Genomic DNA, 22419 nt, shown 5'->3' with positions numbered 1-22419 from the left:
CATCCTGGGATGGCACGAAAAACAGTAAGTCCCCGTTAGGGAATATTTGGAATGTTATCAGTTCAGCGTGGGGCGGGCTTATACCCAAAAAGAATGCTTTATAACTTTATCGCTTGATTCGACTGCTTATTGACCTTTTTGACCATTAACCAACCGACCGACGCCATTTTGTAGCGTATTGAACAGTTGCTCCGGCCAGCCGTTGGCACCAAAAGAGGGCATGCCGGGCGGGAACCACAACGCATAACCGACCAGCGCCAGGCAAAGTGCTCGCTCCAGCTGGTTACCTTTTTGACTGTTCAGGATGGGCAAACGGAAGCGCCAGCGGCAGGGCCACAGCAGCGGCACGCCGGCGGGCGTGAGCATATCGGCGACAATATGGCTGAGATAGCCGAGCGTCATGCCTTGCAGCACGTCGGCGGGAAGAAACCAGTCGGCGGGCACATTGATCTGGAATAGCCACAAACTCACCGCCACCGCCAGCAAACTGTGGGTAAAACCGCGATGACCAAAGATGCGGGCGATGGGATGCGATAGCCACTTTAAGCGCTGGCCTAACACGGATTTAGGGTGATCGATATCGGGCAGCAGGCAGGTTAACAGCGCAGCAGGCACTAAATGCCACCAGTCGGCGCTGGCCAATACTGGCGTCAGCTCCGCGCGCTTGGCAAAAATGGCGCTGGCAATGGCAAAAATGATATGGCCTTCGGCCGTCATGATGAAACCTGGCTGCATAAAACTGTCGATGCATCCAGTATAGGGATTTATCCAGTGAATGAGAATGGTGACGCTGTAACGAAGCGTTAATATTTTTCACTTTCCCGCGTCACAATGACGCGGGAAAAGAACAGGTTAGCCTAGCGCGCTAACCATCCGCCATCGACGGCCAACGTATAACCTTGCACATAGTCGGAGGCGCTGGAGGCGAGGAACACAATCGGGCCCATCATGTCGTCCGGGATGCCCCAGCGACCTGATGGAATGCGGCCTAAAATCTCCTCGTTGCGTGACTCATCGCTGCGCAGCTGCTCCGTGTTATTGGTGGCCATGTAGCCCGGCGCAATGGCGTTAACGTTGATGCCGTGCTTCGCCCATTCGTTGGCCATCAAACGGGTTAACCCCATCACTGCGCTTTTTGATGCGGTATAAGAAGGCACACGAATGCCGCCCTGGAACGACAGCATCGAGGCGATATTGATGATCTTGCCGCCATTGCCTTGCGCGATAAATTGCCGCGCAACCTGCTGTGACAGGAAGAACAGGCTTTTGCTGTTGATGTTCATCACATCATCCCAATCCTGCTCGCTAAAGTTGAGTGCATCTTCGCGACGAATGATGCCGGCGTTATTCACCAGGATATCGATGCGACCGGCAAGCGCCACCGCCTGTTCAACAATTTGCGGCACGATGGACGGCTTGGTCAGATCGGCTTGAATTGACCAAAAACGGCGGCCTAATGCCTCAACTTTGGCCTGCGTATCATCCGGTCCGGCGCGGTTAACGCCAATAATGTCACATCCCGCCTGCGCCAGACCCAGCGCCATACCTTGTCCTAAACCGGTATTGCAGCCGGTGACCAGCGCGATTTTGCCTGCAAGATTAAATGCGTTGAGTATCATGATTCGCTCCTTGTTAGCGCAGTGCGCTGATGTTGACGTGGTCCATGTCATCAAATACCTGGTTTTCGCCCACCATGCCCCAGATAAAGGTATAGCGCTGCGTTCCCACGCCCGCATGAATCGACCAGCTTGGTGAAATCACCGCTTGCTCGTTATGGACCAATAGATGACGCGTCTCCTGCGGCTGGCCCATCATGTGGAACACGGCGCTGTCGTCGGCCATATCGAAATAGAAATAGACTTCCATGCGACGTTCGTGGGTGTGACACGGCATGGTGTTCCACAAGTTGCCGTCATCAAGGCGGGTTAATCCCATGGTTAACTGGCAGGTTGGCAACACGTCGGGCACGATGAATTTGTTAATGGTGCGGCGGTTCGAGGTGGCCGCGTCGCCGAGCGTGGCTTTCACTGCCTCGTCGAGGGTGATTTTTTTGTCTGGATAATGGGTGTGTGCCGGCGCGCTGTTGTAGTAAAACTTCGCCGGGCGGCTGGCATCGCTGCTGCGGAAAATCACGTTCTGCGCGCCTTGTCCGACATACAACGCTTCCTGCTGATCAATCTCCCAGGTTTTGCCATCCACTTCAATTAGCCCCGGTCCACCGATGTTGATTACGCCGAGTTCTCGGCGTTCGAGGAAGTAACTTACGCCCAGCTGCTTACCCACTTCATGGCCGATAGTCACCGGTTTCTGCACCGGCATTACACCGCCGATAATGATGCGATCGATATGGCTGTAAGTGAGGGTGTAATTGTCGGCGTCGAAAATCTTGTCGATCAGAAACTCACGGCGTAAGCCGTCCGTGTCCAGGGTTTTGGCATGCTCGCTATGAATGCTTTGACGAATGTCCATCTCAGGCCTCTCAAGAGTCAAAGGAAGTGGTCCCGATGCGGGTCTTTGGGCATCTTAGGCAGGATGAGATGTGAATTCAATAAAAATGAAACGATGTTTTATTTATTTGCGTGCGCGATCAAGTTGCATAAAAAAGCCCGCGTTAAGCGGGCTGCGATTAACCGTGCAGATGTTCGGGTTTGAGCTGGGTTAAATCATCAAGAATCACATTGGCCAGCGCCCAACGCGCATCTTCACGATGCTCGGCCGCCGGCACCACAATTGAACGCATGCGTGCGGCTTTGGTAGCGATCATGCCGTTGAAAGAATCTTCCAGCGTGACGCAGTTAAGCGGATCGATACCCAGTTTGGCTGCGGCGTCGAGATAGACCTGCGGATGCGGCTTGCTGTACGGCAGCGCTTCCGCGGACGCCAGCACATCAAAGTATTTGCGCAGGTCAAACATCTCCAGCACTCGCTCCAGCATGTGCAGCGGCGAGGCGGAGGCGAGGCCGATTTTCAAACCTTGCTGCTGGCACAGTTGCAGCGCCTGCTCCACGCCAGGCAGCAGCGGACGCGTCTCTTCCACCAGCGCCAGCGCGCGGGCGATGATGCGTTGCGTCACTTCCTGTTGATCCGGGCCGCTCCAGGGCAGCGCTTCAAACCACATGCGCACGGTTTGATCGATGCGCAGACCCAGCGTATCGGGCAACTCGTGGCGGCGGGTGATATCCACACCAAGGCTGGCGAAAATATCCAGTTCCGCGCGATCCCACAGCGGTTCTGAGTCGATCAACAATCCATCCATATCAAAGATGGCGGCCAATACAGGACGACGATATGACATATAACTGCTCCCTTAGAAATTTGGCTTACCATAGCACGAGAGCCGGATAAAGCCGACTTGCGGCAGGCCACGCATTTTTCAGGAAAAATTGCAGTAGTGCAGGTAGACTTAGGCAAAACTATTTTTGGTTCAGGGAGACACCATGACTTACCAACAGGCTGGCCGCATCGCCATCCTTAAGCGAGTGGCTGGCTGGGTGATTTTTATACCCGCATTGTTATCCACGATGATTTCGCTGCTGGGCTTTATGTTTAAGCACAGTGAAAAGCAGCCGGGCATTGATGCCGTGATGCTCGATTTTGTGCATGTCATGGTCGACATGGTGAAGTTCAATACGCCGTTTCTTAATGTGTTTTGGCAGAACTCTCCGGTGCCGGAATTTAACGGTGGCGCGAATATCGGGTTTTGGCTGATCTACATCCTGATCTTTGTCGGCATAGCGCTGCAGGCTTCAGGTGCGCGCATGTGGCGTCAGTCGCGCCATATTAAAGAGGGAATTGAAGATCAGCTGATCATGGAACAGGCCAAAGGCAGTGAAGGGCGCACGCGAGCGCAACTGGAAGAGAAAATCCACATCCCGCGTCACACCATTTTCTTGCAGATTTTCCCGCTCTATATCCTGCCGATCATTATCGCTATCGCGGGCTACTTTGTGCTGAAACTGCTCGGCATGCTGTAATACGTCAGGCCGGTCTGGCCTGACGTTCGCCCAACACATCTTCATCTAACAACTGGCCGATGGCGAACTGCGCTTCGCCCGTCCAGTTGCCGCCGAAAACATTGGCGCGATTCAGCAGGTAATAGAGCTGATACACCGGCTGACGCTGCGAGAATCCGTCTTCCAGTGGCCAAACCGCCTGGTAGCCATCATAGATCTGGCGCGGCAAATCGGCATAGTAACTCAGCATCGCTAAATCGCATTCGCGATCACCCCAATAGCAAGCGGGATCAAACAACCACGGACCCTCTGCGCTGCCGGCGCAGTTGGCGGGCCACAAATCGCCGTGTAATAAAGAAGGTTGCGGATGGTGGTTGGCTAACGTGCGCTGCACACAATCAACAATCAGTTCGGTATCGCCATAGTGCACGCCTTTTTCCGCGGCCAGTTGCAGCTGCCAGCCTATGCGCTGCTCAGCGAAGAACACTGACCAGCGGCGTAACCAGCTATTCGGCTGAGGTGAGGTGGTGATGTTGTTGTCGAAATCGAGACCAAATTGCGGTTGCTCGCTCCATTGGTGTAGATGCGCCAACTGCTGGCCGAGCTGGAAAGCGCTCTGTGCGGTAAAGGGATGAGGCGGAATATATTCCAGCAGCAGGAAGCTGGTATCACGATCATTGCCAACGCCATACACTTTCGGGACGCGAACGGTTTGCGTGCGCGCCAGCAGGTCGAGTTGATCGGCTTCCCAACTGAACAAGGTGAGCATATCGCGGGTGTTACATTTGACGAACACATCCAACTCGCCATAGCGGATGCGCCAGGCGGGATGGACATCGCCACCGGGAAGTTCCTGACGGTCGGTGATTTCGGCATCACCGGCGTACTCGCTTAACAGACGACTAATGGCTGACCACATCGGGTAATCCTCTTTGTTCGCTGCGTGAGTTCGATTGTAACGCGCAAAACCTGAGCAAACCTGGCGTCGATGCCGTTTTTTGCACTGCGTCAGGATTGTTGTTTAAGAAACGCCTCTAACGTGATGACGGTGACCTCAGGTTTATGATCGAGCGCGATTTGGGCATATCCCGCGGCTTGCTCTGCTATTTCATGCTCCTCTAACGCGCTGACAATGCCGAAGCTATTGGTGCCCAACTCATGTGGATGACCTTCATCATCGCTTAAGGTGGTGCTGTATCCGCCATAGATCATGGCGCTGTTCACTGACTGCACGTCGCCGAGTCCACTTTCCTGATATTTCAACGTGACAATGTAACGTTTGACATCATGGTCACTCATTATTCACCTCATTGTTATCGAACAGATTTCAGCGTAGACCAGCGCGCTGTATAGAGCGAATTTTAGCCAATTCATTAGTTAAAATAGCAGGTAAAGCTTTGTCAAAAGAGTTCAGAAAAATCTTGTAGCCTTCAGGCTGCTATTTGAGTAATTGCCCCCTATAATGCGCAGCGAAAATGGGAAAAGTCCCATTAAAAGAGCGGTCCAGCGGCTTTCCTGGTTTTTTATGCGGATACATACTTTTTTACAAAACTTACGGTAAATTGCATTGATTGGCCGGAGAAACGCTTCAGACTCTTCGTTTTTTAAACTGTCGTACGGATTACTTTTAATGAAAGCCTTTAACAAGCTGTCCGCTGTTTTATTGCTCTCTACTGGAGCATTTTGTCACCAGGCCTTTGCAGATAACGCCGTTTTCACCTCCATGGATGACCCTGCAACGGCGAAAAAGCCGTTTGAAGGCAGCGCGTCAGCGGGTTACCTGGCTCAAACTGGAAACACCACCAGTTCTTCGCTGAGTGCGTCTACCAATATGACGTGGTATCAAACCAATACCGCATTGAGTCTATGGGGCAACGCCGCAAACAACTCCTCAAACGATGAGCGTTCATCTGAGACTTACAATATCGGTGGCCGTAGCCGCTATAACCTCAATAGCGCTGATTACCTGTTTGGCCAGGCAAGCTGGCTAAGCGACCGTTTCAACGGTTATGACTCACGCGATGTGCTGACCGCCGGTTACGGTCGTCAGATCCTCAGCGGCCCGGTTCACTCACTGCGTGCTGAATTCGGTCCGGGTGTGCGTTACGACGATTTCCATGATGGCGGCCATGAAACCAAAGCATTGGGTTATGGTGCAGTGAGCTATCAATGGCAGCTGACAGATACCACCAAATTTATCCAGGGTGTTTCTGTGCTGAGCAGCTTCGGTGAAGACACCACGCTGAACTCAGAAACCGCGCTGCAGGTGGCCATCAATGCCCATTTCGCGCTGAAGCTGGGCTACAACGTGACCTGGAACAATAATCCGCCAGAATCTGCGCCGGATCGTACCGATACCAAAACCACGATCCAGCTCTCATACTCAATGTAAGCGAGACGGATGTGAATCACCGCTGCCAGGCCTGTGCCTCGCAGCGGTTTTTTTTATTTCTCTTTAGCTTAGCGAATCTCTGCACGGGTTTTGATCGGCGGCGAAAGCTGCTATTATCATCGCCGCTTTACATTCCTGGCGTCATTCCGACAACGTGGGTCTGACATCACGCCGGGTTACACACTACGAAACTCATTTTTGCATGTAGGCTTTCGTGTGGCTTACCACTGCAATTAAGGATATGAAATGCCAGTAATTACTCTTCCTGATGGCAGCCAGCGCAGCTTTGACCGTCCGGTCAGCGTGATGGATATTGCGTTGGATATTGGACCGGGTTTGGCGAAAGCCTGCATCGCGGGTCGCGTGAATGGCGAATTAGTTGATGCGGTTGATCCGATCACCGAGGACGCTCAGGTCGCGATTATTACCGCTAAAGACGACGCCGGTTTAGAAATCATTCGTCACTCTTGCGCGCACCTGTTAGGGCATGCGATTAAGCAGCTGTGGCCAAACACCAAAATGGCGATCGGCCCGGTGATTGATAACGGTTTCTATTATGACGTTGACCTGGAACATACCTTAACCCAGGAAGATCTTGAGCTGCTGGAAAAGCGTATGCACCAGCTGGCTGAAACCAACTACGATGTGGTGAAGAAAAAGGTGAGCTGGCAGGAAGCACGTGACGTGTTTGCTGAGCGTGGCGAAAGCTACAAAACCACCATTCTTGACGAGAACATCAGCCACGACGATCGTCCTGGCCTGTATCAACATGAAGAATACATCGACATGTGCCGCGGTCCGCACGTGCCGAATATGCGTTTCTGCCATCACTTCAAACTGCAGAAAATCTCCGGGGCTTACTGGCGCGGCAACAGCGACAACAAAATGCTGCAGCGTATTTACGGTACGGCCTGGGCGGATAAAAAGCAGTTGGCTGCCTATCTGCAGCGTCTGGAAGAAGCGGCGAAGCGCGATCACCGTAAAATCGGTAAGCAGCTCGATCTCTACCACATGCAGGAAGAAGCACCGGGCATGGTGTTCTGGCACAATGACGGCTGGACCATCTTCCGCGAGCTGGAAGTGTTTGTGCGTACCAAGCTGAAAGAGTACGACTATCAGGAAGTGAAAGGTCCGTTCATGATGGACCGCGTGCTGTGGGAGAAAACCGGGCACTGGGAGAACTATAAAGAAGCCATGTTCACCACCTCTTCAGAGAACCGTGAATATTGCATCAAGCCGATGAACTGCCCAGGCCACGTTCAGATCTTTAATCAGGGTCTGAAATCCTACCGCGACCTGCCGCTGCGTATGGCGGAGTTTGGTAGCTGCCATCGTAACGAGCCATCAGGTGCCTTGCATGGTCTGATGCGCGTGCGCGGCTTTACCCAGGATGATGCTCACGTCTTCTGTACCGAAGATCAGGTACGTGATGAGGTGAACAGCTGTATCCGCATGGTATACGACATGTATAGCACCTTCGGTTTTGAAAAAATCGTGGTGAAGCTGTCGACCCGTCCGGAAAAACGTATCGGTACCGACGAAATGTGGGATCGTGCGGAAGTGGATTTGGCAGAAGCGCTGAAAGAGAATGATATTCCATTCGAATATCAGCCGGGAGAAGGTGCCTTCTACGGCCCTAAAATTGAGTTTACCCTGTACGATTGTCTCGACCGCGCCTGGCAGTGTGGTACCGTTCAGCTAGACTTCTCCCTGCCGAAGCGTCTGGACGCGACTTTTGTCGGCGAAAACAACGACCGCCAGACACCGGTAATGATCCATCGCGCAATTCTCGGTTCAATGGAGCGCTTTATCGGCATCCTGACCGAAGAATTCGCTGGATTCTTCCCGAGTTGGCTGGCGCCGGTGCAGGCTGTGGTGATGAATATCACCGACAGTCAGTCAGAATACGTCAGTGAATTGACGAAGAAATTGCAGAATGCTGGCATTCGTGTCAAAGCAGACTTGAGAAACGAGAAGATAGGCTTTAAAATCCGCGAGCACACATTACGTCGCGTCCCTTATATGCTGGTTTGCGGTGACAAAGAGGTGGAAGCAGGCAAAGTTGCCGTGCGCACCCGCCGTGGTAAAGACCTTGGGAGCATGGACGTAGATGTGTTTGTTGAGAAGCTGCAACAAGAGATTCGCAGCCGACATCTTCACCAATTAGAGGAAACAGGTTATTAAAGGCGGAAAACGAGTACAACCAACACGTCCGAACCGTATCAACGGCGAAATCCGTGCCACCGAAGTGCGCTTAACTGGCGTAGACGGCGAGCAACTTGGCATTGTCACCCTGCGTGAAGCCATTGAGAAAGCTGAAGAAGCCGGCGTAGATTTAGTTGAAATCAGCCCGAACGCCGAACCGCCGGTTTGCCGTATCATGGATTACGGCAAGTTCCTTTATGAAAAAAGCAAGTCTTCTAAGGAACAGAAGAAGAAGCAGAAAGTTATCCAGGTTAAGGAAATCAAATTCCGTCCTGGTACCGATGATGGCGACTATCAGGTCAAACTACGCAACCTGATTCGCTTTCTGGAAGAGGGTGATAAAGCCAAAATCACGCTGCGTTTCCGCGGTCGTGAGATGGCGCACCAGCAGATCGGTATGGAAGTGCTTAACCGCGTCCGTAAAGATCTGTGTGAAGACATGGATCTGGCGATTGTCGAATCCTTCCCTTCGAAGATCGAAGGTCGTCAGATGATCATGGTGCTCGCTCCTAAGAAGAAACAGTAGGCCTTCAAGTAATAATGCCGCGCAGCGCTTGCGTTGTGCGGATTTTTATTCGCCTGTCTGATTCATTTTATTAACAATGCGAAGTGGATATTTGTAAAAATGCCAAAGATTAAAACTGTACGTGGCGCCGCTAAGCGCTTCAAGAAGACCGCTTCTGGCGGCTTCAAGCGTAAGCACGCGAACCTGCGTCATATTCTGACTAAAAAGTCTACTAAGCGTAAACGTCACCTGCGTCCGAAAGGCATGGTGTCTAAAGGCGATCTGGGTCTGGTTATTGCCTGCCTGCCGTACGCATAAGTAAATTTTTTTTAGTTTAATTCCCCGAAAGATTTCGGGTTGCAGCAAGGCGGCAACTGAATGAATCCCTGAACTTACATCAGTAAGTGACTGGGATGAATGAAGACAGCCAACGCCGTTGCGGCACGAAAGATGAAGGGAAATCACAGAATATGATATAGGAGAGCTCACATGGCTCGCGTTAAACGTGGTGTAATTGCTCGCGCACGTCACAAGAAAATCTTAAAACAAGCTAAAGGCTACTATGGTGCACGTTCACGTGTATACCGCGTTGCCTTCCAGGCTGTTATCAAAGCTGGTCAGTATGCTTACCGTGACCGTCGTCAACGTAAGCGTCAGTTCCGTCAACTGTGGATCGCGCGTATCAACGCTGCGGCTCGTCAGAACGGTATCTCTTACAGCCGTTTCATCAATGGCCTGAAAAAAGCCTCTATTGAAATCGACCGTAAGATTCTGGCTGACATCGCTGTATTCGACAAAGTGACATTTACTGCACTTGTTGAAAAAGCAAAATCAGCTCTGGCGTAAGTCAGTTGAAAAAGGGAGCTTGCTCCCTTTTTTATTACCCGCAACTCACGCAAAAGATTGACATTTTGGCCGCTGCGCATTTCAATAGTGCGGTTTCTAAATATGACAAGGTAACGCAAGCATGAATGCTGCTATTTTCCGTTTCTTTTTTTACTTTAGCGCCTGAACATCAGGGGCTTTTGCGCATAAGAAAAGAAACGAAAAATCGCGCTGAAAGCCTCCCTCGTGGAGGCTTTTTTGTTTCTGGCGACACTTAATCGGATCATCTGATCCCAACGAGAACTGACCAGCCCGGCTGGAAGAAGAGGAAATCATGTCCCAACTCGCAGACCTGGTGGCTCGTGCCACGGCCGCCATCGACGAGGCGGCGGATATCGCTGCTCTGGACGCCGTGCGCGTCGAATTTCTGGGTAAGAAAGGGCATCTGACGCTGCAAATGACCACCCTGCGTGAACTGCCGGCAGAAGATCGCCCGGCTGCGGGTGCGGTCATCAACGAGGCCAAACAGCAAGTGCAGGACCGCCTTACCGCGCGCAAAGAGACGCTGGAGAGTGCGGAGCTGAATGCGCGTCTGGCTGCGGAAACCATCGACGTGTCGCTGCCTGGCCGCCGCGTTGAGAATGGTGGCTTGCATCCGGTGACCCGCACTATCGATCGTATCGAAACCTTCTTCGGCGAACTGGGTTTCGCGGTGGTAACAGGTCCGGAAATCGAAGACGACTACCACAATTTTGATGCGCTCAACATTCCCGGCCATCACCCGGCGCGTGCCGATCACGACACGTTCTGGTTTGATGCCACGCGTCTGCTGCGCACCCAAACTTCAGGCGTGCAGATCCGTACCATGAAAAACCAGCAGCCGCCAATCCGCATCATCGCGCCAGGCCGTGTTTATCGTAACGATTACGATCAGACGCACACGCCAATGTTCCACCAGATGGAAGGTTTGATTGTCGATAAAGACATCAGCTTTACCAACCTGAAAGGCACACTGCACGATTTCCTCAACAACTTCTTCGAAGAGAATCTGCAAATTCGCTTCCGTCCTTCTTACTTCCCGTTCACCGAACCGTCCGCAGAAGTGGACGTGATGGGTAAAAACGGCAAGTGGTTGGAAGTACTGGGTTGCGGCATGGTGCACCCGAACGTATTGCGCAATGTTGGCATCGATCCGGAAATTTATTCGGGCTTTGCGTTTGGCATGGGCATGGAGCGTCTCACCATGCTGCGCTACGGTGTGACCGATCTGCGCGCCTTCTTCGAAAATGATTTACGTTTCCTCAAACAATTTAAATAAGGGCAGGTTATCCAATGAAATTCAGTGAACTCTGGTTACGCGAATGGGTAAATCCAGCCCTGGACAGCGGTGCGCTGTCTGAGCAAATCACCATGGCCGGCCTTGAAGTGGACGGCGTGGATCCGGTTGCCGGTGCGTTCCACGGTGTCGTGGTGGGTGAAGTGGTTGAGTGCGGCCAGCATCCGAACGCCGACAAACTGCGCGTCACCAAAATCAACGTCGGTGGCGATCGCCTGTTGGATATCGTCTGCGGCGCGCCAAACTGCCGTCAGGGCCTGAAAGTGGCGGTAGCGACCGTTGGCGCTGTGCTGCCGGGCGATTTCAAAATCAAAGCGGCAAAACTGCGTGGCGAGCCGTCTGAAGGCATGCTGTGCTCCTTCTCTGAGCTGGGTATTTCCGACGATCACAACGGCATCATCGAGCTGCCAGCCGATGCGCCAATTGGCACCGATATCCGCAGTTATCTGCAGCTGGACGACAACACCATTGAAATCAGCGTCACGCCAAACCGCGCCGATTGTCTGGGCATCATCGGGATTGCGCGTGATGTAGCAGTATTGAACGGTTTGCCGCTGACGGCACCCGCAATTGAGCCGGTAAAAGCCACCATCAACGATACCTTCCCGATTCGTGTTGATGCCACCGCCGCTTGCCCGCGCTACCTTGGCCGCGTGGTGAAAGGTGTCAACGTTAAAGCCGCTACGCCATTGTGGATGCGTGAGAAGCTACGTCGTTGCGGTATTCGCTCAATCGATCCGGTGGTCGATATCACCAACTTTGTATTGCTGGAGCTTGGTCAGCCGATGCATGCCTTCGATCTCGACCGCATCGACGGCGGCATCGTGGTGCGTATGGCAGAAGAGGGCGAAGTGCTGACGCTGCTGGATGGTACCGAAGCTAAACTCAGCAGCGACACGCTGGTGATTGCCGATCACCACAAAGCGCTGGCGATGGGCGGCATCTTTGGTGGCGAGCATTCCGGTGTCAATGAAGAGACGCAAAATGTGCTGTTCGAATGCGCCTACTTTGATCCGCTGGCGATCACCGGCCGCGCTCGCCGTCAGGGCCTGCATACCGACGCGTCACATCGTTACGAGCGTGGCGTCGATCCAGCGTTGCAGCACAAAGCGATTGAACGCGCGACGCAACTGTTGCTCGACATCTGTGGCGGCGAAGCGGGCCCGGTCATTGACCAAACTGACGCGAGCGCGCTGCCGCCACGCGCCACCATCACGCTGCGCCGTGAAAAGCTCGATCGTCTGATTGGCCATGTCATTGCTGACGAACAGGTTACTGACATCCTGACGCGTTTGGGTTGCGAAGTGAAAGTGAGTGCAGGAGAGTGGCAAGCCGTTGCGCCAAGCTGGCGTTTCGATATGGCTATCGAAGAAGATCTGGTCGAAGAAGTGGCGCGCGTTTACGGCTACAACAACATCCCTGATGTGCCGGTGAAAGCCAGCCTGATCATGACGCAGCATCGTGAAGCCGACCTGTCGCTGAAGCGTGCGAAAAATCTGTTGGTAGATAAAGGTTATCAGGAAGCGATTACTTACAGCTTCGTTGATCCAAAACTGCAACAGTTGCTGCATCCGGGCGAAGAGGCGCTGATCCTGCCCAGCCCAATCTCTAGCGATATGTCTGCAATGCGCCTGTCGCTGTGGACCGGTTTGCTGGGCGCGGTGGTGTATAACCAAAACCGTCAGCAGGGCCGCGTACGCCTGTTTGAAAGCGGTTTACGCTTTGTTCCTGATACACAGGCCGATCTGGGTATCCGCCAGGATCTTATGCTGGCCGGCGTTTTAAGCGGCAATCGCTATGAAGAGCATTGGGATCTGGCGCGTCAGACGGTTGACTTCTATGATTTGAAAGGCGATTTAGAATCGCTGCTGGATTTGACCGGTAAACTTGATGAGATTTCCTTCCGTGCGGAAGCCAATCCGGCGCTGCATCCAGGACAAAGCGCCGCAATTTATTTACGCGGCGAACGAATCGGATTTATCGGGGTGGTTCATCCAGAGCTGGAACGTAAGCTGGATCTGAATGGTCGCACCTTAGTGTTTGAACTGCTTTGGAATAAGGTCGCAGACCGCGTCCTGCCTGATGCGCGCGAGATTTCTCGCTTCCCGGCAAACCGTCGTGATATCGCCGTTGTGGTGGCTGAAAATGTGCCTGCAGCAGATATCATTGCGGAGTGTAAGAAAGTTGGCGTAAATCAGGTAGTTGGCGTAAACTTGTTTGACGTGTACCGTGGTAAGGGCGTAAACGAAGGTGAAAAGAGCCTAGCGATTAGCCTGATTTTGCAGGATACCAGCCGGACACTCGAAGAAGAGGAGATTGCCGCGACCGTTGCCAAATGCGTTGCGGCATTAAAAGAGCGATTCCAGGCAACCTTGAGGGATTGAACCTATGGCGCTTACAAAAGCTGAAATGTCAGAGTACCTGTTTGAAAAACTCGGGTTGAGCAAACGCGATGCCAAAGAGTTGGTAGAACTTTTTTTTGAAGAGGTTCGCCGCGCGTTGGAAAACGGAGAACAGGTAAAACTGTCCGGATTTGGTAATTTTGATCTGCGTGACAAAAACCAGCGTCCGGGCCGTAACCCGAAGACGGGGGAAGATATTCCTATCACCGCGCGCCGAGTGGTGACATTCCGTCCGGGACAGAAGTTGAAAAGTCGCGTCGAGAACGCGACACCCAAGGATGCTGACTAATTTCAGTACGACAAAAAGGCCGCTTAGCGGCCTTTTTTTTGCCTTAAATTTGGCCGCTCTGCACGATTTATTCATGATGTAAGGATTTAGTAAGTATCCGGAAAATAGGACGAAAATCGGTCCTCACCGATAGTGACGGCGTCAACACTTTTGTTATAACAGCGCCATCACAGAGCAAAGGGTTTGAATAATGAAAAAGACAGCAATTTTATTAAGCGTCCTGTTAGGCATGCCGCTGCTGGCTAGCGCCAATGTTTCCGTCAACATCAACACCCCGGGCGTTTCGGTGCATATCGGCGATCAGGATAAACGCGGCTACTATTGGGATGGCTACGACTGGCGTGCGCCAACGTGGTGGAAACAACACCATAACCAGCGCATTGGCACCAAAGGTCCGCACGGTTACTGGAACGGTAACGGCTGGCAGGCGCAGCATCCGGGCAATGGACCGCACCGCGACGACAAACGTCAGCCACAGCGTCAGCCGCAACCGCAGCATCACGACCAGCGTGACAATCAGCAGAAGCGTGATAATCACGGTCAGCCGCTCCCTCCGCATCAGTAAGGCTTCTCCAGCGGCGCCTCCACAGCGCCGCTTTCTTTTTGCTGTAATCCCACTACAATCAAATCTCTGTTTTCTCAGCCAATCTTATCTATGACTCTGCTGGATCAGCTTGCTTCCCAGGCAAATCGCCGCAGCCAGCGCTGGCTCATCGCACTCATTGCGCTGCTATTGCTGCTCATCGGGCTTAGCCTGTGTGCCGGCGACAGCTGGATCTCTCCCACACAATGGTTTTCGGCGGAAGGCGATCTGTTCGTCTGGCAGCTGCGCATGCCGCGCACGCTGGCGGTGCTGCTGGTGGGGGCGGCACTGGCGGTGTGCGGTGTGGTGATGCAGGCGCTGTTCAACAATCCGCTGGCGGAACCCGGCTTACTTGGCGTGTCTAATGGGGCGGGGATTGGTCTGGTATTAGGCGTGATGCTCGGTAACGGTTCGCTATGGAGCTTAGCGCTGGCGGCCATGGCCGGTGCGCTGCTGATCACGCTGATGCTGCTGCACTTCGCTCACAAACAACTCTCAGTGAGCCGCTTACTGCTGACCGGCGTAGCGCTTGGCATTATCTGTAGCGCCATCATGACGTGGGCAGTGTACTTTAGCACCAGCCTCGATCTGCGTCAGCTGATGTACTGGATGATGGGCGGCTTTAGCGGCATCGACTGGCGCTATGGCTGGATGATGTTGGCGCTGCTGCCGGTAACGCTGCTGCTGATCGCCACCGCACGCACGTTGAATTTGCTGGCGCTGGGCGAAACCTCGGCACGTCAGCTCGGATTACCGCTGCTGCTGTGGCGCAACCTGCTGGTGCTGGCGATGGGCTGGCTGGTGGGCGTGAGCGTAGCGATGGCGGGTGCGATCGGTTTTATTGGTCTGGTTATCCCGCATCTATTGCGTCTCAGCGGTTTTAGCGATCATCGTTATTTGTTGCCTGCGGCGGCGTTAGCCGGTGCCGCAGTGCTGCTTGGCGCGGATATTATTGCGCGGCTGGTGTTAACCTCTGCCGAACTGCCGATTGGCGTGGTAACGGCCACGCTCGGCGCGCCGCTGTTTATCATGTTATTAGTGAAGTCTTCGCGCTAGCTTTGGCTGGCAACGTGTTATCAACAACAGGAATCGACGATGAGCATTTATCAGACAGAACTGGTTACGCTGGACGGTGAAAAAACCACGCTGGCGGCCTATGAGGGCAAGGTGCTACTGGTAGTCAATGTGGCCTCCAAATGTGGCCTGACGGCGCAGTATGAGCAGTTAGAATCGCTGCAGAAAGCCTGGCGGGATAAGCCGTTCAGCGTGCTTGGCTTCCCATGCAATCAGTTCCTCGAGCAAGAGCCGGGCAGTAACGAAGAGATCAAAACCTTTTGCAGCACCACTTACGGCGTCACTTTCCCGATGTTCGATAAAACCGATGTCAACGGCGAGCATCGTCACCCTCTCTATGCGCAGCTGACGGCGGCGCAGCCGGTGGCGCAACGCCCGGAAGGCAGCGGTTTCCTCGAGCGCATGGAGAGCAAAGGGCGCGCGCCGAAAGCGCCAGGCGATATCCTGTGGAACTTCGAAAAATTCCTTATTAATAAGCAGGGCAAAGTCATTGCGCGCTTCTCACCGGATATGACGCCAGACGATCCCATCATCCTGAAAAGTGTAGAGCAGGCGCTGGCCGAATAAATGCTATTGCAGTGTCAGGGAGTCAGCGTCACAGGGCGGCTGGCTCCCGTTGAACTGAGCGTTAACACCGGTGAGTTAGTGCATCTGGTAGGACCGAACGGCGCCGGCAAAAGTACCTTGCTCAACGCGCTGTCCGGTTTGTTGCCGAGTCAGGGCAGCATTCTGCTGGATGGCGCGCCGCTGGCTACGTTGAGTGGAGCGGCATTGGCCCCGCTGCGCGGCTGGCTGCCGCAACAGCAGATGGCGCCGGGACAAATGCCGGTGTGGCATTACTTACGCATGCATATCACCGCACAAACGGCGAAAACAGACTGCGTGTTACAAGACGTGCTCGCGCAGTTAGCGCTGCAGGACAAACTGACGCGCAGTCTTACGCAGCTTTCTGGTGGCGAATGGCAACGCGTGCGGTTGGCTGCCGTGGTGTTGCAGGTTCATCCGGCGATCACTCCACGCGGCAAACTCCTGCTACTGGATGAGCCGATGAGTGCACTCGACGTGGCGCAACAGCGTTCGGTCGATAAGCTGCTGGCTGAACTGTGTTGCAGCGGTCTGGCGATTGTTGCCAGCGGGCACGACCTCAACCACAGCCTGCGCTATGCCGATCGCGTGTGGTTAATGCATCAAGGCGCGGTTGTCCGTCAGGGCAGGGCCAGCGAGGTGCTGACCGCTGCGCATTTAACCCCGCTTTACCAAACCCCGTTTGAACAAATTGATACCGCACAAGGTCCGCTGCTGTTTATTCCCTGACAGAGGATTGCGTGCCGTGGCGCTTTGCCGCTACAGTGTCTGCCGGACAAGGGAGAAAGGGAAAGGCGGATGCGGCTGACAATTTTGATTTTGGCACTGTTGCTGGCGGGCTGTAGCCATCATGCACCTCCGCCGAATGGCCGTTTGTCTGACTCTATCACCGTGATTGCCCAACTCAACGATCAGCTGAGCCGCTGGCGGGGAACGCCGTATCGCTATGGCGGATTAAGCCGCGGTGGCGTAGATTGTTCCGGCTTCGTCTATCTCACCTTCCGCGATAAATTCGATATGCAGCTGCCACGTTCGACCATTGATCAAACCGACATTGGTACGCGCATCGACAAAGGCGATCTGCTGCCTGGCGATCTGGTGTTCTTCAAAACCGGCAGCGGAGAAAACGGTTTGCACGTCGGTATTTACGATACCGACAACACCTTTATTCACGCCTCGACCAGCCAGGGTGTGATCCGCTCGTCGCTGGATAATGTTTACTGGCGTAAAGTATTTTGGCAGGCGCGTCGCATCTAAATAGCGTTGTTATCGCTTAATAAAGACGCGAAAAAAGAAAGGGTATCTCCCCCTGAATTAAATCTGAATTCTGCCGATATTTAACTATCATTTAGAATGGCACTTTACCCGCCATCGATTTAATACTAATAATAAAGCTAAATTTATTTAATTGGTATGGACATTAACCCCGGCTTATTTGGCTTAAGTATTATTTGCGGTTTAAATCAGCGTAATAAGACCTAAAACGGCACCTCTTCAAACGTTTGGTCCTATTGCCTGGTGGTATTCGTTGATATACGATGCGCCAATTGCCATTGCTTCTGGCTTGAAAAATGAAAGTCCATTTGTCTGCCGACTATCAGTCGGAAACCTGGTTTTATCCAGTTTACTCTCTGGCGGGCCAGCTGACTGCGGTCGAGCTGGTGACGCAATTTGTCCACGACAGCGCACCTATTACGCTGCCGCAGGATTTGCTGTTGCCGCAATTGGACGATGCGCAGCAATTACGTTTGCTGCAGAGCCAGCTTTCATTGCTGGAAAAGTACCGCGACTTTTTTGAGATTAATCAAATTACCGCGTTGGTACGTATTGATGATTCTATGGCCAATACACTTTTAGCCAGCGAATTTCTGTTAAGGAAATTCCGACAAATCCCTTTTATTGTTTTAGATATCAGCGAAACGTTTCCGCAATTATCTTTGGGTAAATCCCATCCATTGCTCGCAGCATTACAAAGTGAATTTCGTTTATCGCTTTCACAATTTGGCGCAGGAAAAGCACCGGCAACCGCGGTGTACGCTAATCTGTTTAGCGTGTTAAAACTGGATAAAGCCTTTATTCACAACCTGGCCAAGCGCGCCTCGTTTACGCCTTTTATTCAGACAGTTATCAATAATTTTTCCGATTTTGCGGACCAGATCATTATTTGTGGTATTGACGATAACCACATGATGGAAAAGATGACTACGTTGAGTGGTGCGCAGCTACAGGGCAGCCTGTTCCCGGTGGTGAAAGCTGAACGACTTAACGATCTCATCTATTCCGACCTGAATTTACACACGCCTTCGCAGCAGTAACCCTTTCGCCTGTCTTCCGCGCCGCGTCGGCGTTACACTCTCTGTTATCTTATAACTCATTGCGGGTGCCTGATTTAAGCGCACCTTCCGGAGTGTCGATGCAATTTACCAATAGCTGGCAGCAAGAATTACCCGGATTCTACACCGCGCTGGACCCAACGCCATTAGCGGGTGGACGGCTGTTTTACCACAATGCCCCGCTGGCACAAGAGATGGGTTTAGACGATGCGCTGTTCGCCGGCAACGGGCATGGCGTGTGGTCAGGACGCGAACTGCTGCCCGGCATGTCGCCGCTGGCGCAGGTTTATAGCGGCCATCAGTTTGGCGTCTGGGCCGGACAGTTGGGCGATGGGCGCGGCATTCTGTTGGGTGAACAGCAGCTGGCCAACGGTCGCAAGCTCGACTGGCACTTGAAAGGGGCCGGATTAACGCCCTATTCGCGCATGGGTGACGGTCGCGCGGTGATCCGCTCCAGCGTACGCGAATTCCTCGCGTCTGAAGCGCTGCACCATCTTGGCATTCCCACCACACGCGCGCTGGCGTTAGCCATTGGCGATGAGCCGGTGCTACGCGAAACCCAGGAACGCGGTGCGATGCTGATGCGCATTGCCGACAGCCATCTGCGTTTCGGTCATTTTGAGCATTTCTATTACGGCGGTGAACAAGACAAAGTGCGCCATCTGGCGGATTACGCCATTCGCCATCACTGGCCGCAGCTCAAGGATGAAGCGGATCGTTACCTGCTGTGGTTCACCGATATCGTTAAACGCACGGCGAGCCTGATCGCCCATTGGCAGAGCGTTGGCTTTGCGCACGGCGTGATGAACACCGATAACATGTCGATTCTGGGCTTAACGCTAGATTACGGTCCTTACGGTTTCCTCGACGACTATCAGCCGGATTACATCTGCAATCACAGTGACTATCAGGGCCGCTACGCTTTCGAAAATCAGCCGATGATTGGCTTGTGGAACCTTAATCGCCTGGCGCATGCCTTGTCGGGCTTGATGACCACCGAGCAGCTTAAGCAGGCGCTGGGTCATTATGAAGGTGAGCTGATGCGCGTTTGGGGGGAGAAAATGCGTGCCAAACTCGGATTGCTGACGGCGGATGCCAATGACAACACGCTTCTGACCGGCTTGCTGTCGATGATGACGGCGGAACACAGTGATTACACGCTGACCTTCCGCATGCTGAGCGACACGCAGCAAGATGAAAGCCGTTCGCCGTTGCGTGATGAGTTTATTGATCGTGAGGCCTTTGATCGCTGGTACAGCGATTATCGCCAGCGTTTGTTGCAAGACCACGCCAGCGATGCGCAGCGTCAGGCGGTGATGAAAGCGGCTAATCCGGCGCTGGTGTTACGCAACTATCTGGCACAGCAGGTGATTGAAGAGGTCGAGAACGGCGAGACCACGGCGTTAGCGAAGCTGCATAGCGCGTTACAGCAACCGTTTAGCGATGTAGCCGTCAGCGCAGAGTTGCGCCAACGGCCACCAGAGTGGGGCAAAACGCTGGAAGTGAGCTGTTCCAGCTAGATCAACATTAAAAACGGCTGTCGACCGCGGCAGCCAGTTTTGCCAGCACCTCGGCGCTGTCTTCCCAGCCGAGGCACGGATCGGTGATTGACTGACCATAGGTCAGCGCCGCACCGCTCACCACTTTCTGATTCCCTTCCTGCAGGAAACTCTCGATCATCACGCCCGCAACCGCGCGCGATCCGGCACGGATTTGCGCCGCCACATCATCGGCAACGTCACGCTGACGACCGTGCTGCTTCAGGCAGTTGCCGTGGCTGAAGTCGATCACCAATTGCTCCGGCAGATTGAAGTCGCGCAGATTGGTCGCTGCCGCCGCCACATCTTCGGCGTGATAGTTCGGCTGTCGACCGCCGCGCAGGATCACGTGACCATGCGGATTACCGCTGGTTTGATAGATGGTCATCTGACCGTTTTTATCCGGTGACAGGAACATGTGGCTGGCACGCGCGGCGCGAATCGCATCGACCGCGATCTGCACGTTGCCGTCGGTGCCGTTTTTGAAACCGACCGGACAGGAGAGCGCTGACGCCATTTCACGATGAATCTGGCTTTCGGTGGTACGCGCGCCAATCGCGCCCCAGCTGATCAGGTCGGCAATAAACTGGCCGATCACCATATCGAGGAATTCAGTGGCGGTTGGCATGCCCAGCGCGTTGATATCCAGCAGCAGTTTGCGCGCAATGGCGATGCCGCGGTTTACATCGTAGCTGCCATCCAGATCGGGATCGGAGATCAGGCCTTTCCAGCCAATCACGGTGCGCGGTTTTTCGAAATAGGCACGCATCACGATTTCCAGACGATCTTTATGGCGCTCACGCAGCACGTTCAGACGTTCAGCATACTCAATCGCCGCTTTAGGATCGTGCAGCGAGCAAGGGCCAATAATCACCAGCAGACGCGGATCTTCACCGGTCAGAATGCGCGCGATGCGCTGGCGGGAAGCGGTGACGTTGGCGGCAATCTCTGCCGAAATAGGGTGTTCATGCGCGAGCGCAGCCGGAGTCAGCAGGCTACCGATGCGCGCGGTACGCAGTTCATCAGTCTTATTCATTGAGATTCTCAAAAATTTGTTCTTCGCAGCGGTGAAATACCGGGAAGTGATGGTGATCACAATAAACTAATAGCCTGCGAATTCAACCTGCTAAAAACAAAGGTCTTAAAACCAGACGGAAGCCAGACTTTACGATTGCAATACAGGCCAGGTATGTGGCGGGAGGTCGCCATTTATGGCGACCGGCAGAGAAACCTAATACATGCTGCGGCTCAGACCCATGATATCGAGAATTTTGGTGGCGATCTCTTCCACCGAATAGTTGGTGCTGTTGAGATAACGAATCTGGTTGGTACGGAACAGCGCTTCCACTTCGCCTACTTCGAGACGGCACTGGCGCAACGAAGCGTAGCGGGTATTTTCCGCGCGCTCCTGGCGAATCGCCGCCAGGCGTTCCGGGTCGATGGTTAAACCAAACAACTTATGCTGATGTGCACGCAGCGCCGGCGGCAGTTTCAGGTTATCCATATCATCGGCGATAAACGGATAGTTAGCGGCACGCACGCCAAACTGCATTGCCAGATACAAGCTGGTGGGCGTCTTCCCGCAGCGCGACACGCCGAGCAGAATCACCTGCGCATCTTCGAGGCCGCGCAGGGAAATGCCGTCATCATGTGCAAGGGTGTAATCGATGGCGGCAATGCGCGCGTCATATTTGCCGAGGTTGCTGGCGGTCAAACCGTGCGTGCGGTGCGCCACCGGCATTGACGCCACGCCGAGCTCGCTCTGCAACGGCGCGACCAGCGCCTGCACGATGTCCTGACAAAAGCCTTCGCTTTCGAGAATAATTTCACGGACGTCGGGTGTGACGATGGAGAAGAACACCAGCGGGCGCACGCCGCTCTGCTGGTAGAGCGCGTTGATCTGCGCTTTAACCGCCTGAGCGCGTTGCACATTCTCGACAAATGGCAGCGTCACGCTGTGTGTCATCACCGGGAACTGGGATAACACCGCATGGCCCAGCACTTCGGCGGTAATGGCGGTGCCATCAGAAATGTAGAATACGCTGCGTTCAGTGTTCATAGTGCAAATATCCTCTTGCGTAGCAATGCCCAAATTATCGATGACAATATTTCATTTTAATTAATAGTAAAATGAAATATCCATATTGTCCGCTATTGCGCTCACAAAGATGAATCAGCGAATAATCAATATTAGATGAAATGCTGTTTCGAAAAGCATTATTTTCGCGCATTTTCCTTTTCGCGCATGAAATAAAGTGTGAAGGCGTTGCGCAACAAAAATCAATCGCTAACCCTCTGAAAAGGGGAAAAATATCGCTACAGCAATCCATTAGCGTGAAATACCCTGGTTGCGCAACTCAATTAATTCTAAGTACTAATCCGATTTTGTCTTTCTTTTC

25 protein-coding genes and 1 other annotated feature are annotated in these 22419 nt (G+C 53.4%); of the genes, 17 read left to right on the top strand and 8 right to left on the bottom strand.

Annotation, left to right across the window (positions count from 1 at the left end; genetic code table 11):
* Positions 1 to 126 precede the first annotated feature (126 nt).
* The 4 genes from K5Y33_RS07005 to hxpB all read right to left on the bottom strand — a co-directional run bounded on the left by K5Y33_RS07005 (position 127) and on the right by hxpB (position 3295).
* On the bottom strand, positions 127 to 717 hold the full coding sequence (locus tag K5Y33_RS07005) for a metal-dependent hydrolase (protein WP_222233561.1): 591 nt from the start codon (positions 715 to 717) through the stop codon (positions 127 to 129).
* A 140-nt stretch (positions 718 to 857) separates the two neighbouring features.
* The gene (gene kduD, locus K5Y33_RS07000) at positions 858 to 1619 is read right to left on the bottom strand and encodes a 2-dehydro-3-deoxy-D-gluconate 5-dehydrogenase KduD (protein WP_101764582.1); all 762 of its coding nucleotides are present in this window, start codon (positions 1617 to 1619) and stop codon (positions 858 to 860) included.
* Positions 1620 to 1632: 13 nt separating this feature from the next.
* Positions 1633 to 2469, bottom strand: coding sequence for a 5-dehydro-4-deoxy-D-glucuronate isomerase (gene kduI / locus K5Y33_RS06995; protein WP_192233629.1), 837 nt, complete (start codon positions 2467 to 2469; stop codon positions 1633 to 1635).
* A gap of 157 nt (positions 2470 to 2626) precedes the next feature.
* Positions 2627 to 3295: a hexitol phosphatase HxpB gene (gene hxpB / locus K5Y33_RS06990; RefSeq protein ID WP_101764580.1), complete on the bottom strand. Its 669-nt coding sequence runs from the start codon at positions 3293 to 3295 to the stop codon at positions 2627 to 2629.
* Between the two features lie 142 nt (positions 3296 to 3437).
* On the opposite strand from hxpB, the gene K5Y33_RS06985 reads away from it, so the two are divergent.
* Complete coding sequence (locus K5Y33_RS06985; RefSeq protein WP_101764579.1) at positions 3438 to 3974, top strand: YniB family protein; 537 nt, start codon at positions 3438 to 3440, stop codon at positions 3972 to 3974.
* Positions 3975 to 3978: 4 nt separating this feature from the next.
* Here K5Y33_RS06985 and K5Y33_RS06980 read toward each other — a convergent pair whose 3' ends face one another.
* Both K5Y33_RS06980 and ghoS read right to left on the bottom strand, forming a co-directional pair.
* On the bottom strand, positions 3979 to 4872 hold the full coding sequence (locus K5Y33_RS06980) for a fructosamine kinase family protein (protein WP_110866013.1): 894 nt from the start codon (positions 4870 to 4872) through the stop codon (positions 3979 to 3981).
* Positions 4873 to 4961: 89 nt separating this feature from the next.
* Positions 4962 to 5252 (bottom strand): type V toxin-antitoxin system endoribonuclease antitoxin GhoS, encoded by a 291-nt coding sequence (gene ghoS / locus K5Y33_RS06975; RefSeq protein ID WP_222233560.1) that lies wholly within the window; start codon positions 5250 to 5252, stop codon positions 4962 to 4964.
* Between the two features lie 331 nt (positions 5253 to 5583).
* On the opposite strand from ghoS, the gene K5Y33_RS06970 reads away from it, so the two are divergent.
* The 16 genes from K5Y33_RS06970 (at position 5584) to K5Y33_RS06895 (ending at position 20002) form a co-directional block, all read left to right on the top strand.
* The gene (locus K5Y33_RS06970) at positions 5584 to 6345 is read left to right on the top strand and encodes a YdiY family protein (protein WP_210081592.1); all 762 of its coding nucleotides are present in this window, start codon (positions 5584 to 5586) and stop codon (positions 6343 to 6345) included.
* A 246-nt stretch (positions 6346 to 6591) separates the two neighbouring features.
* The gene (gene thrS / locus K5Y33_RS06965; protein ID WP_101764575.1) at positions 6592 to 8529 is read left to right on the top strand and encodes a threonine--tRNA ligase; all 1938 of its coding nucleotides are present in this window, start codon (positions 6592 to 6594) and stop codon (positions 8527 to 8529) included.
* Complete coding sequence (gene infC / locus K5Y33_RS06960) at positions 8525 to 9076, top strand: translation initiation factor IF-3 (RefSeq protein ID WP_036621995.1); 552 nt, start codon at positions 8525 to 8527, stop codon at positions 9074 to 9076. Before thrS ends, infC begins: the two co-directional genes overlap by 5 nt.
* A gap of 99 nt (positions 9077 to 9175) precedes the next feature.
* Complete coding sequence (rpmI, locus tag K5Y33_RS06955) at positions 9176 to 9373, top strand: 50S ribosomal protein L35 (RefSeq protein ID WP_004157374.1); 198 nt, start codon at positions 9176 to 9178, stop codon at positions 9371 to 9373.
* A gap of 171 nt (positions 9374 to 9544) precedes the next feature.
* Complete coding sequence (rplT, locus tag K5Y33_RS06950; RefSeq protein WP_007892678.1) at positions 9545 to 9901, top strand: 50S ribosomal protein L20; 357 nt, start codon at positions 9545 to 9547, stop codon at positions 9899 to 9901.
* Between the two features lie 116 nt (positions 9902 to 10017).
* Positions 10018 to 10143: a sequence feature (Phe leader region), on the top strand.
* Positions 10023 to 10067, top strand: coding sequence for a pheST operon leader peptide PheM (pheM, locus tag K5Y33_RS06945; RefSeq protein ID WP_106120997.1), 45 nt, complete (start codon positions 10023 to 10025; stop codon positions 10065 to 10067). It overlaps the preceding feature by 45 nt.
* 71 nt (positions 10144 to 10214) lie before the next feature.
* The gene (pheS, locus tag K5Y33_RS06940; RefSeq protein ID WP_222233559.1) at positions 10215 to 11198 is read left to right on the top strand and encodes a phenylalanine--tRNA ligase subunit alpha; all 984 of its coding nucleotides are present in this window, start codon (positions 10215 to 10217) and stop codon (positions 11196 to 11198) included.
* A gap of 14 nt (positions 11199 to 11212) precedes the next feature.
* On the top strand, positions 11213 to 13600 hold the full coding sequence (gene pheT, locus K5Y33_RS06935) for a phenylalanine--tRNA ligase subunit beta (RefSeq protein ID WP_222233558.1): 2388 nt from the start codon (positions 11213 to 11215) through the stop codon (positions 13598 to 13600).
* A 4-nt stretch (positions 13601 to 13604) separates the two neighbouring features.
* Positions 13605 to 13907, top strand: a complete 303-nt coding sequence (ihfA, locus tag K5Y33_RS06930; protein ID WP_007892687.1) for an integration host factor subunit alpha — start codon at positions 13605 to 13607, stop codon at positions 13905 to 13907.
* Between the two features lie 190 nt (positions 13908 to 14097).
* Positions 14098 to 14472, top strand: a complete 375-nt coding sequence (locus tag K5Y33_RS06925) for a DUF2502 domain-containing protein (RefSeq protein WP_192413523.1) — start codon at positions 14098 to 14100, stop codon at positions 14470 to 14472.
* Positions 14473 to 14562: 90 nt separating this feature from the next.
* On the top strand, positions 14563 to 15546 hold the full coding sequence (gene btuC / locus K5Y33_RS06920) for a vitamin B12 ABC transporter permease BtuC (protein WP_101764571.1): 984 nt from the start codon (positions 14563 to 14565) through the stop codon (positions 15544 to 15546).
* A 39-nt stretch (positions 15547 to 15585) separates the two neighbouring features.
* On the top strand, positions 15586 to 16131 hold the full coding sequence (locus K5Y33_RS06915) for a glutathione peroxidase (protein ID WP_222233557.1): 546 nt from the start codon (positions 15586 to 15588) through the stop codon (positions 16129 to 16131).
* On the top strand, positions 16132 to 16878 hold the full coding sequence (gene btuD / locus K5Y33_RS06910) for a vitamin B12 ABC transporter ATP-binding protein BtuD (RefSeq protein WP_222233556.1): 747 nt from the start codon (positions 16132 to 16134) through the stop codon (positions 16876 to 16878).
* 69 nt (positions 16879 to 16947) lie between these two features.
* On the top strand, positions 16948 to 17406 hold the full coding sequence (locus tag K5Y33_RS06905; protein ID WP_101764568.1) for an NlpC/P60 family protein: 459 nt from the start codon (positions 16948 to 16950) through the stop codon (positions 17404 to 17406).
* Positions 17407 to 17720: 314 nt separating this feature from the next.
* Positions 17721 to 18464, top strand: coding sequence for an EAL domain-containing protein (locus K5Y33_RS06900; RefSeq protein ID WP_222233555.1), 744 nt, complete (start codon positions 17721 to 17723; stop codon positions 18462 to 18464).
* A gap of 98 nt (positions 18465 to 18562) precedes the next feature.
* Positions 18563 to 20002 carry a YdiU family protein gene (locus tag K5Y33_RS06895; protein ID WP_222233554.1) on the top strand — a complete coding sequence of 480 codons (1440 nt, stop codon included), beginning with the start codon at positions 18563 to 18565 and terminating at the stop codon, positions 20000 to 20002.
* A gap of 7 nt (positions 20003 to 20009) precedes the next feature.
* Here the strand turns inward: K5Y33_RS06895 and K5Y33_RS06890 are convergent, their stop codons facing one another.
* Both K5Y33_RS06890 and K5Y33_RS06885 read right to left on the bottom strand, forming a co-directional pair.
* Positions 20010 to 21056: a 3-deoxy-7-phosphoheptulonate synthase gene (locus K5Y33_RS06890; protein WP_222233553.1), complete on the bottom strand. Its 1047-nt coding sequence runs from the start codon at positions 21054 to 21056 to the stop codon at positions 20010 to 20012.
* Positions 21057 to 21251: 195 nt separating this feature from the next.
* Positions 21252 to 22079: a pyruvate, water dikinase regulatory protein gene (locus K5Y33_RS06885; RefSeq protein ID WP_101764564.1), complete on the bottom strand. Its 828-nt coding sequence runs from the start codon at positions 22077 to 22079 to the stop codon at positions 21252 to 21254.
* Positions 22080 to 22419 lie beyond the last annotated feature (340 nt).

It is taken from the genome of Pantoea sp. DY-17, from assembly GCF_019795975.1.
GTDB lineage: Bacteria > Pseudomonadota > Gammaproteobacteria > Enterobacterales > Enterobacteriaceae > Pantoea > Pantoea leporis.
This window is presented reverse-complemented; position numbering and strand designations above follow the sequence as displayed.

Bases quoted from the DNA above. Each gene is read 5' to 3' on its own strand.
- K5Y33_RS06970 (WP_210081592.1), top strand. From the start codon at position 5,584: ATGAAAGCCTTTAACAAGCTGTCCGCTGTTTTATTGCTCTCTACTGGA.
- K5Y33_RS06885 (WP_101764564.1), bottom strand. From the start codon at position 22,079: ATGAACACTGAACGCAGCGTATTCTACATTTCTGATGGCACCGCCATT.
- K5Y33_RS06895 (WP_222233554.1), top strand. From the start codon at position 18,563: ATGCAATTTACCAATAGCTGGCAGCAAGAATTACCCGGATTCTACACC.
- rplT (WP_007892678.1), top strand. From the start codon at position 9,545: ATGGCTCGCGTTAAACGTGGTGTAATTGCTCGCGCACGTCACAAGAAA.
- K5Y33_RS06900 (WP_222233555.1), top strand. From the start codon at position 17,721: ATGAAAGTCCATTTGTCTGCCGACTATCAGTCGGAAACCTGGTTTTAT.
- btuD (WP_222233556.1), top strand. From the start codon at position 16,132: ATGCTATTGCAGTGTCAGGGAGTCAGCGTCACAGGGCGGCTGGCTCCC.
- kduI (WP_192233629.1), bottom strand. From the start codon at position 2,469: ATGGACATTCGTCAAAGCATTCATAGCGAGCATGCCAAAACCCTGGAC.
- ghoS (WP_222233560.1), bottom strand. From the start codon at position 5,252: ATGAGTGACCATGATGTCAAACGTTACATTGTCACGTTGAAATATCAG.
- K5Y33_RS06905 (WP_101764568.1), top strand. From the start codon at position 16,948: ATGCGGCTGACAATTTTGATTTTGGCACTGTTGCTGGCGGGCTGTAGC.
- kduD (WP_101764582.1), bottom strand. From the start codon at position 1,619: ATGATACTCAACGCATTTAATCTTGCAGGCAAAATCGCGCTGGTCACC.
- btuC (WP_101764571.1), top strand. From the start codon at position 14,563: ATGACTCTGCTGGATCAGCTTGCTTCCCAGGCAAATCGCCGCAGCCAG.
- pheT (WP_222233558.1), top strand. From the start codon at position 11,213: ATGAAATTCAGTGAACTCTGGTTACGCGAATGGGTAAATCCAGCCCTG.
- hxpB (WP_101764580.1), bottom strand. From the start codon at position 3,295: ATGTCATATCGTCGTCCTGTATTGGCCGCCATCTTTGATATGGATGGA.
- thrS (WP_101764575.1), top strand. From the start codon at position 6,592: ATGCCAGTAATTACTCTTCCTGATGGCAGCCAGCGCAGCTTTGACCGT.
- rpmI (WP_004157374.1), top strand. From the start codon at position 9,176: ATGCCAAAGATTAAAACTGTACGTGGCGCCGCTAAGCGCTTCAAGAAG.
- K5Y33_RS06915 (WP_222233557.1), top strand. From the start codon at position 15,586: ATGAGCATTTATCAGACAGAACTGGTTACGCTGGACGGTGAAAAAACC.
- K5Y33_RS06980 (WP_110866013.1), bottom strand. From the start codon at position 4,872: ATGTGGTCAGCCATTAGTCGTCTGTTAAGCGAGTACGCCGGTGATGCC.
- pheS (WP_222233559.1), top strand. From the start codon at position 10,215: ATGTCCCAACTCGCAGACCTGGTGGCTCGTGCCACGGCCGCCATCGAC.
- ihfA (WP_007892687.1), top strand. From the start codon at position 13,605: ATGGCGCTTACAAAAGCTGAAATGTCAGAGTACCTGTTTGAAAAACTC.
- K5Y33_RS06985 (WP_101764579.1), top strand. From the start codon at position 3,438: ATGACTTACCAACAGGCTGGCCGCATCGCCATCCTTAAGCGAGTGGCT.
- K5Y33_RS07005 (WP_222233561.1), bottom strand. From the start codon at position 717: ATGACGGCCGAAGGCCATATCATTTTTGCCATTGCCAGCGCCATTTTT.
- K5Y33_RS06890 (WP_222233553.1), bottom strand. From the start codon at position 21,056: ATGAATAAGACTGATGAACTGCGTACCGCGCGCATCGGTAGCCTGCTG.
- K5Y33_RS06925 (WP_192413523.1), top strand. From the start codon at position 14,098: ATGAAAAAGACAGCAATTTTATTAAGCGTCCTGTTAGGCATGCCGCTG.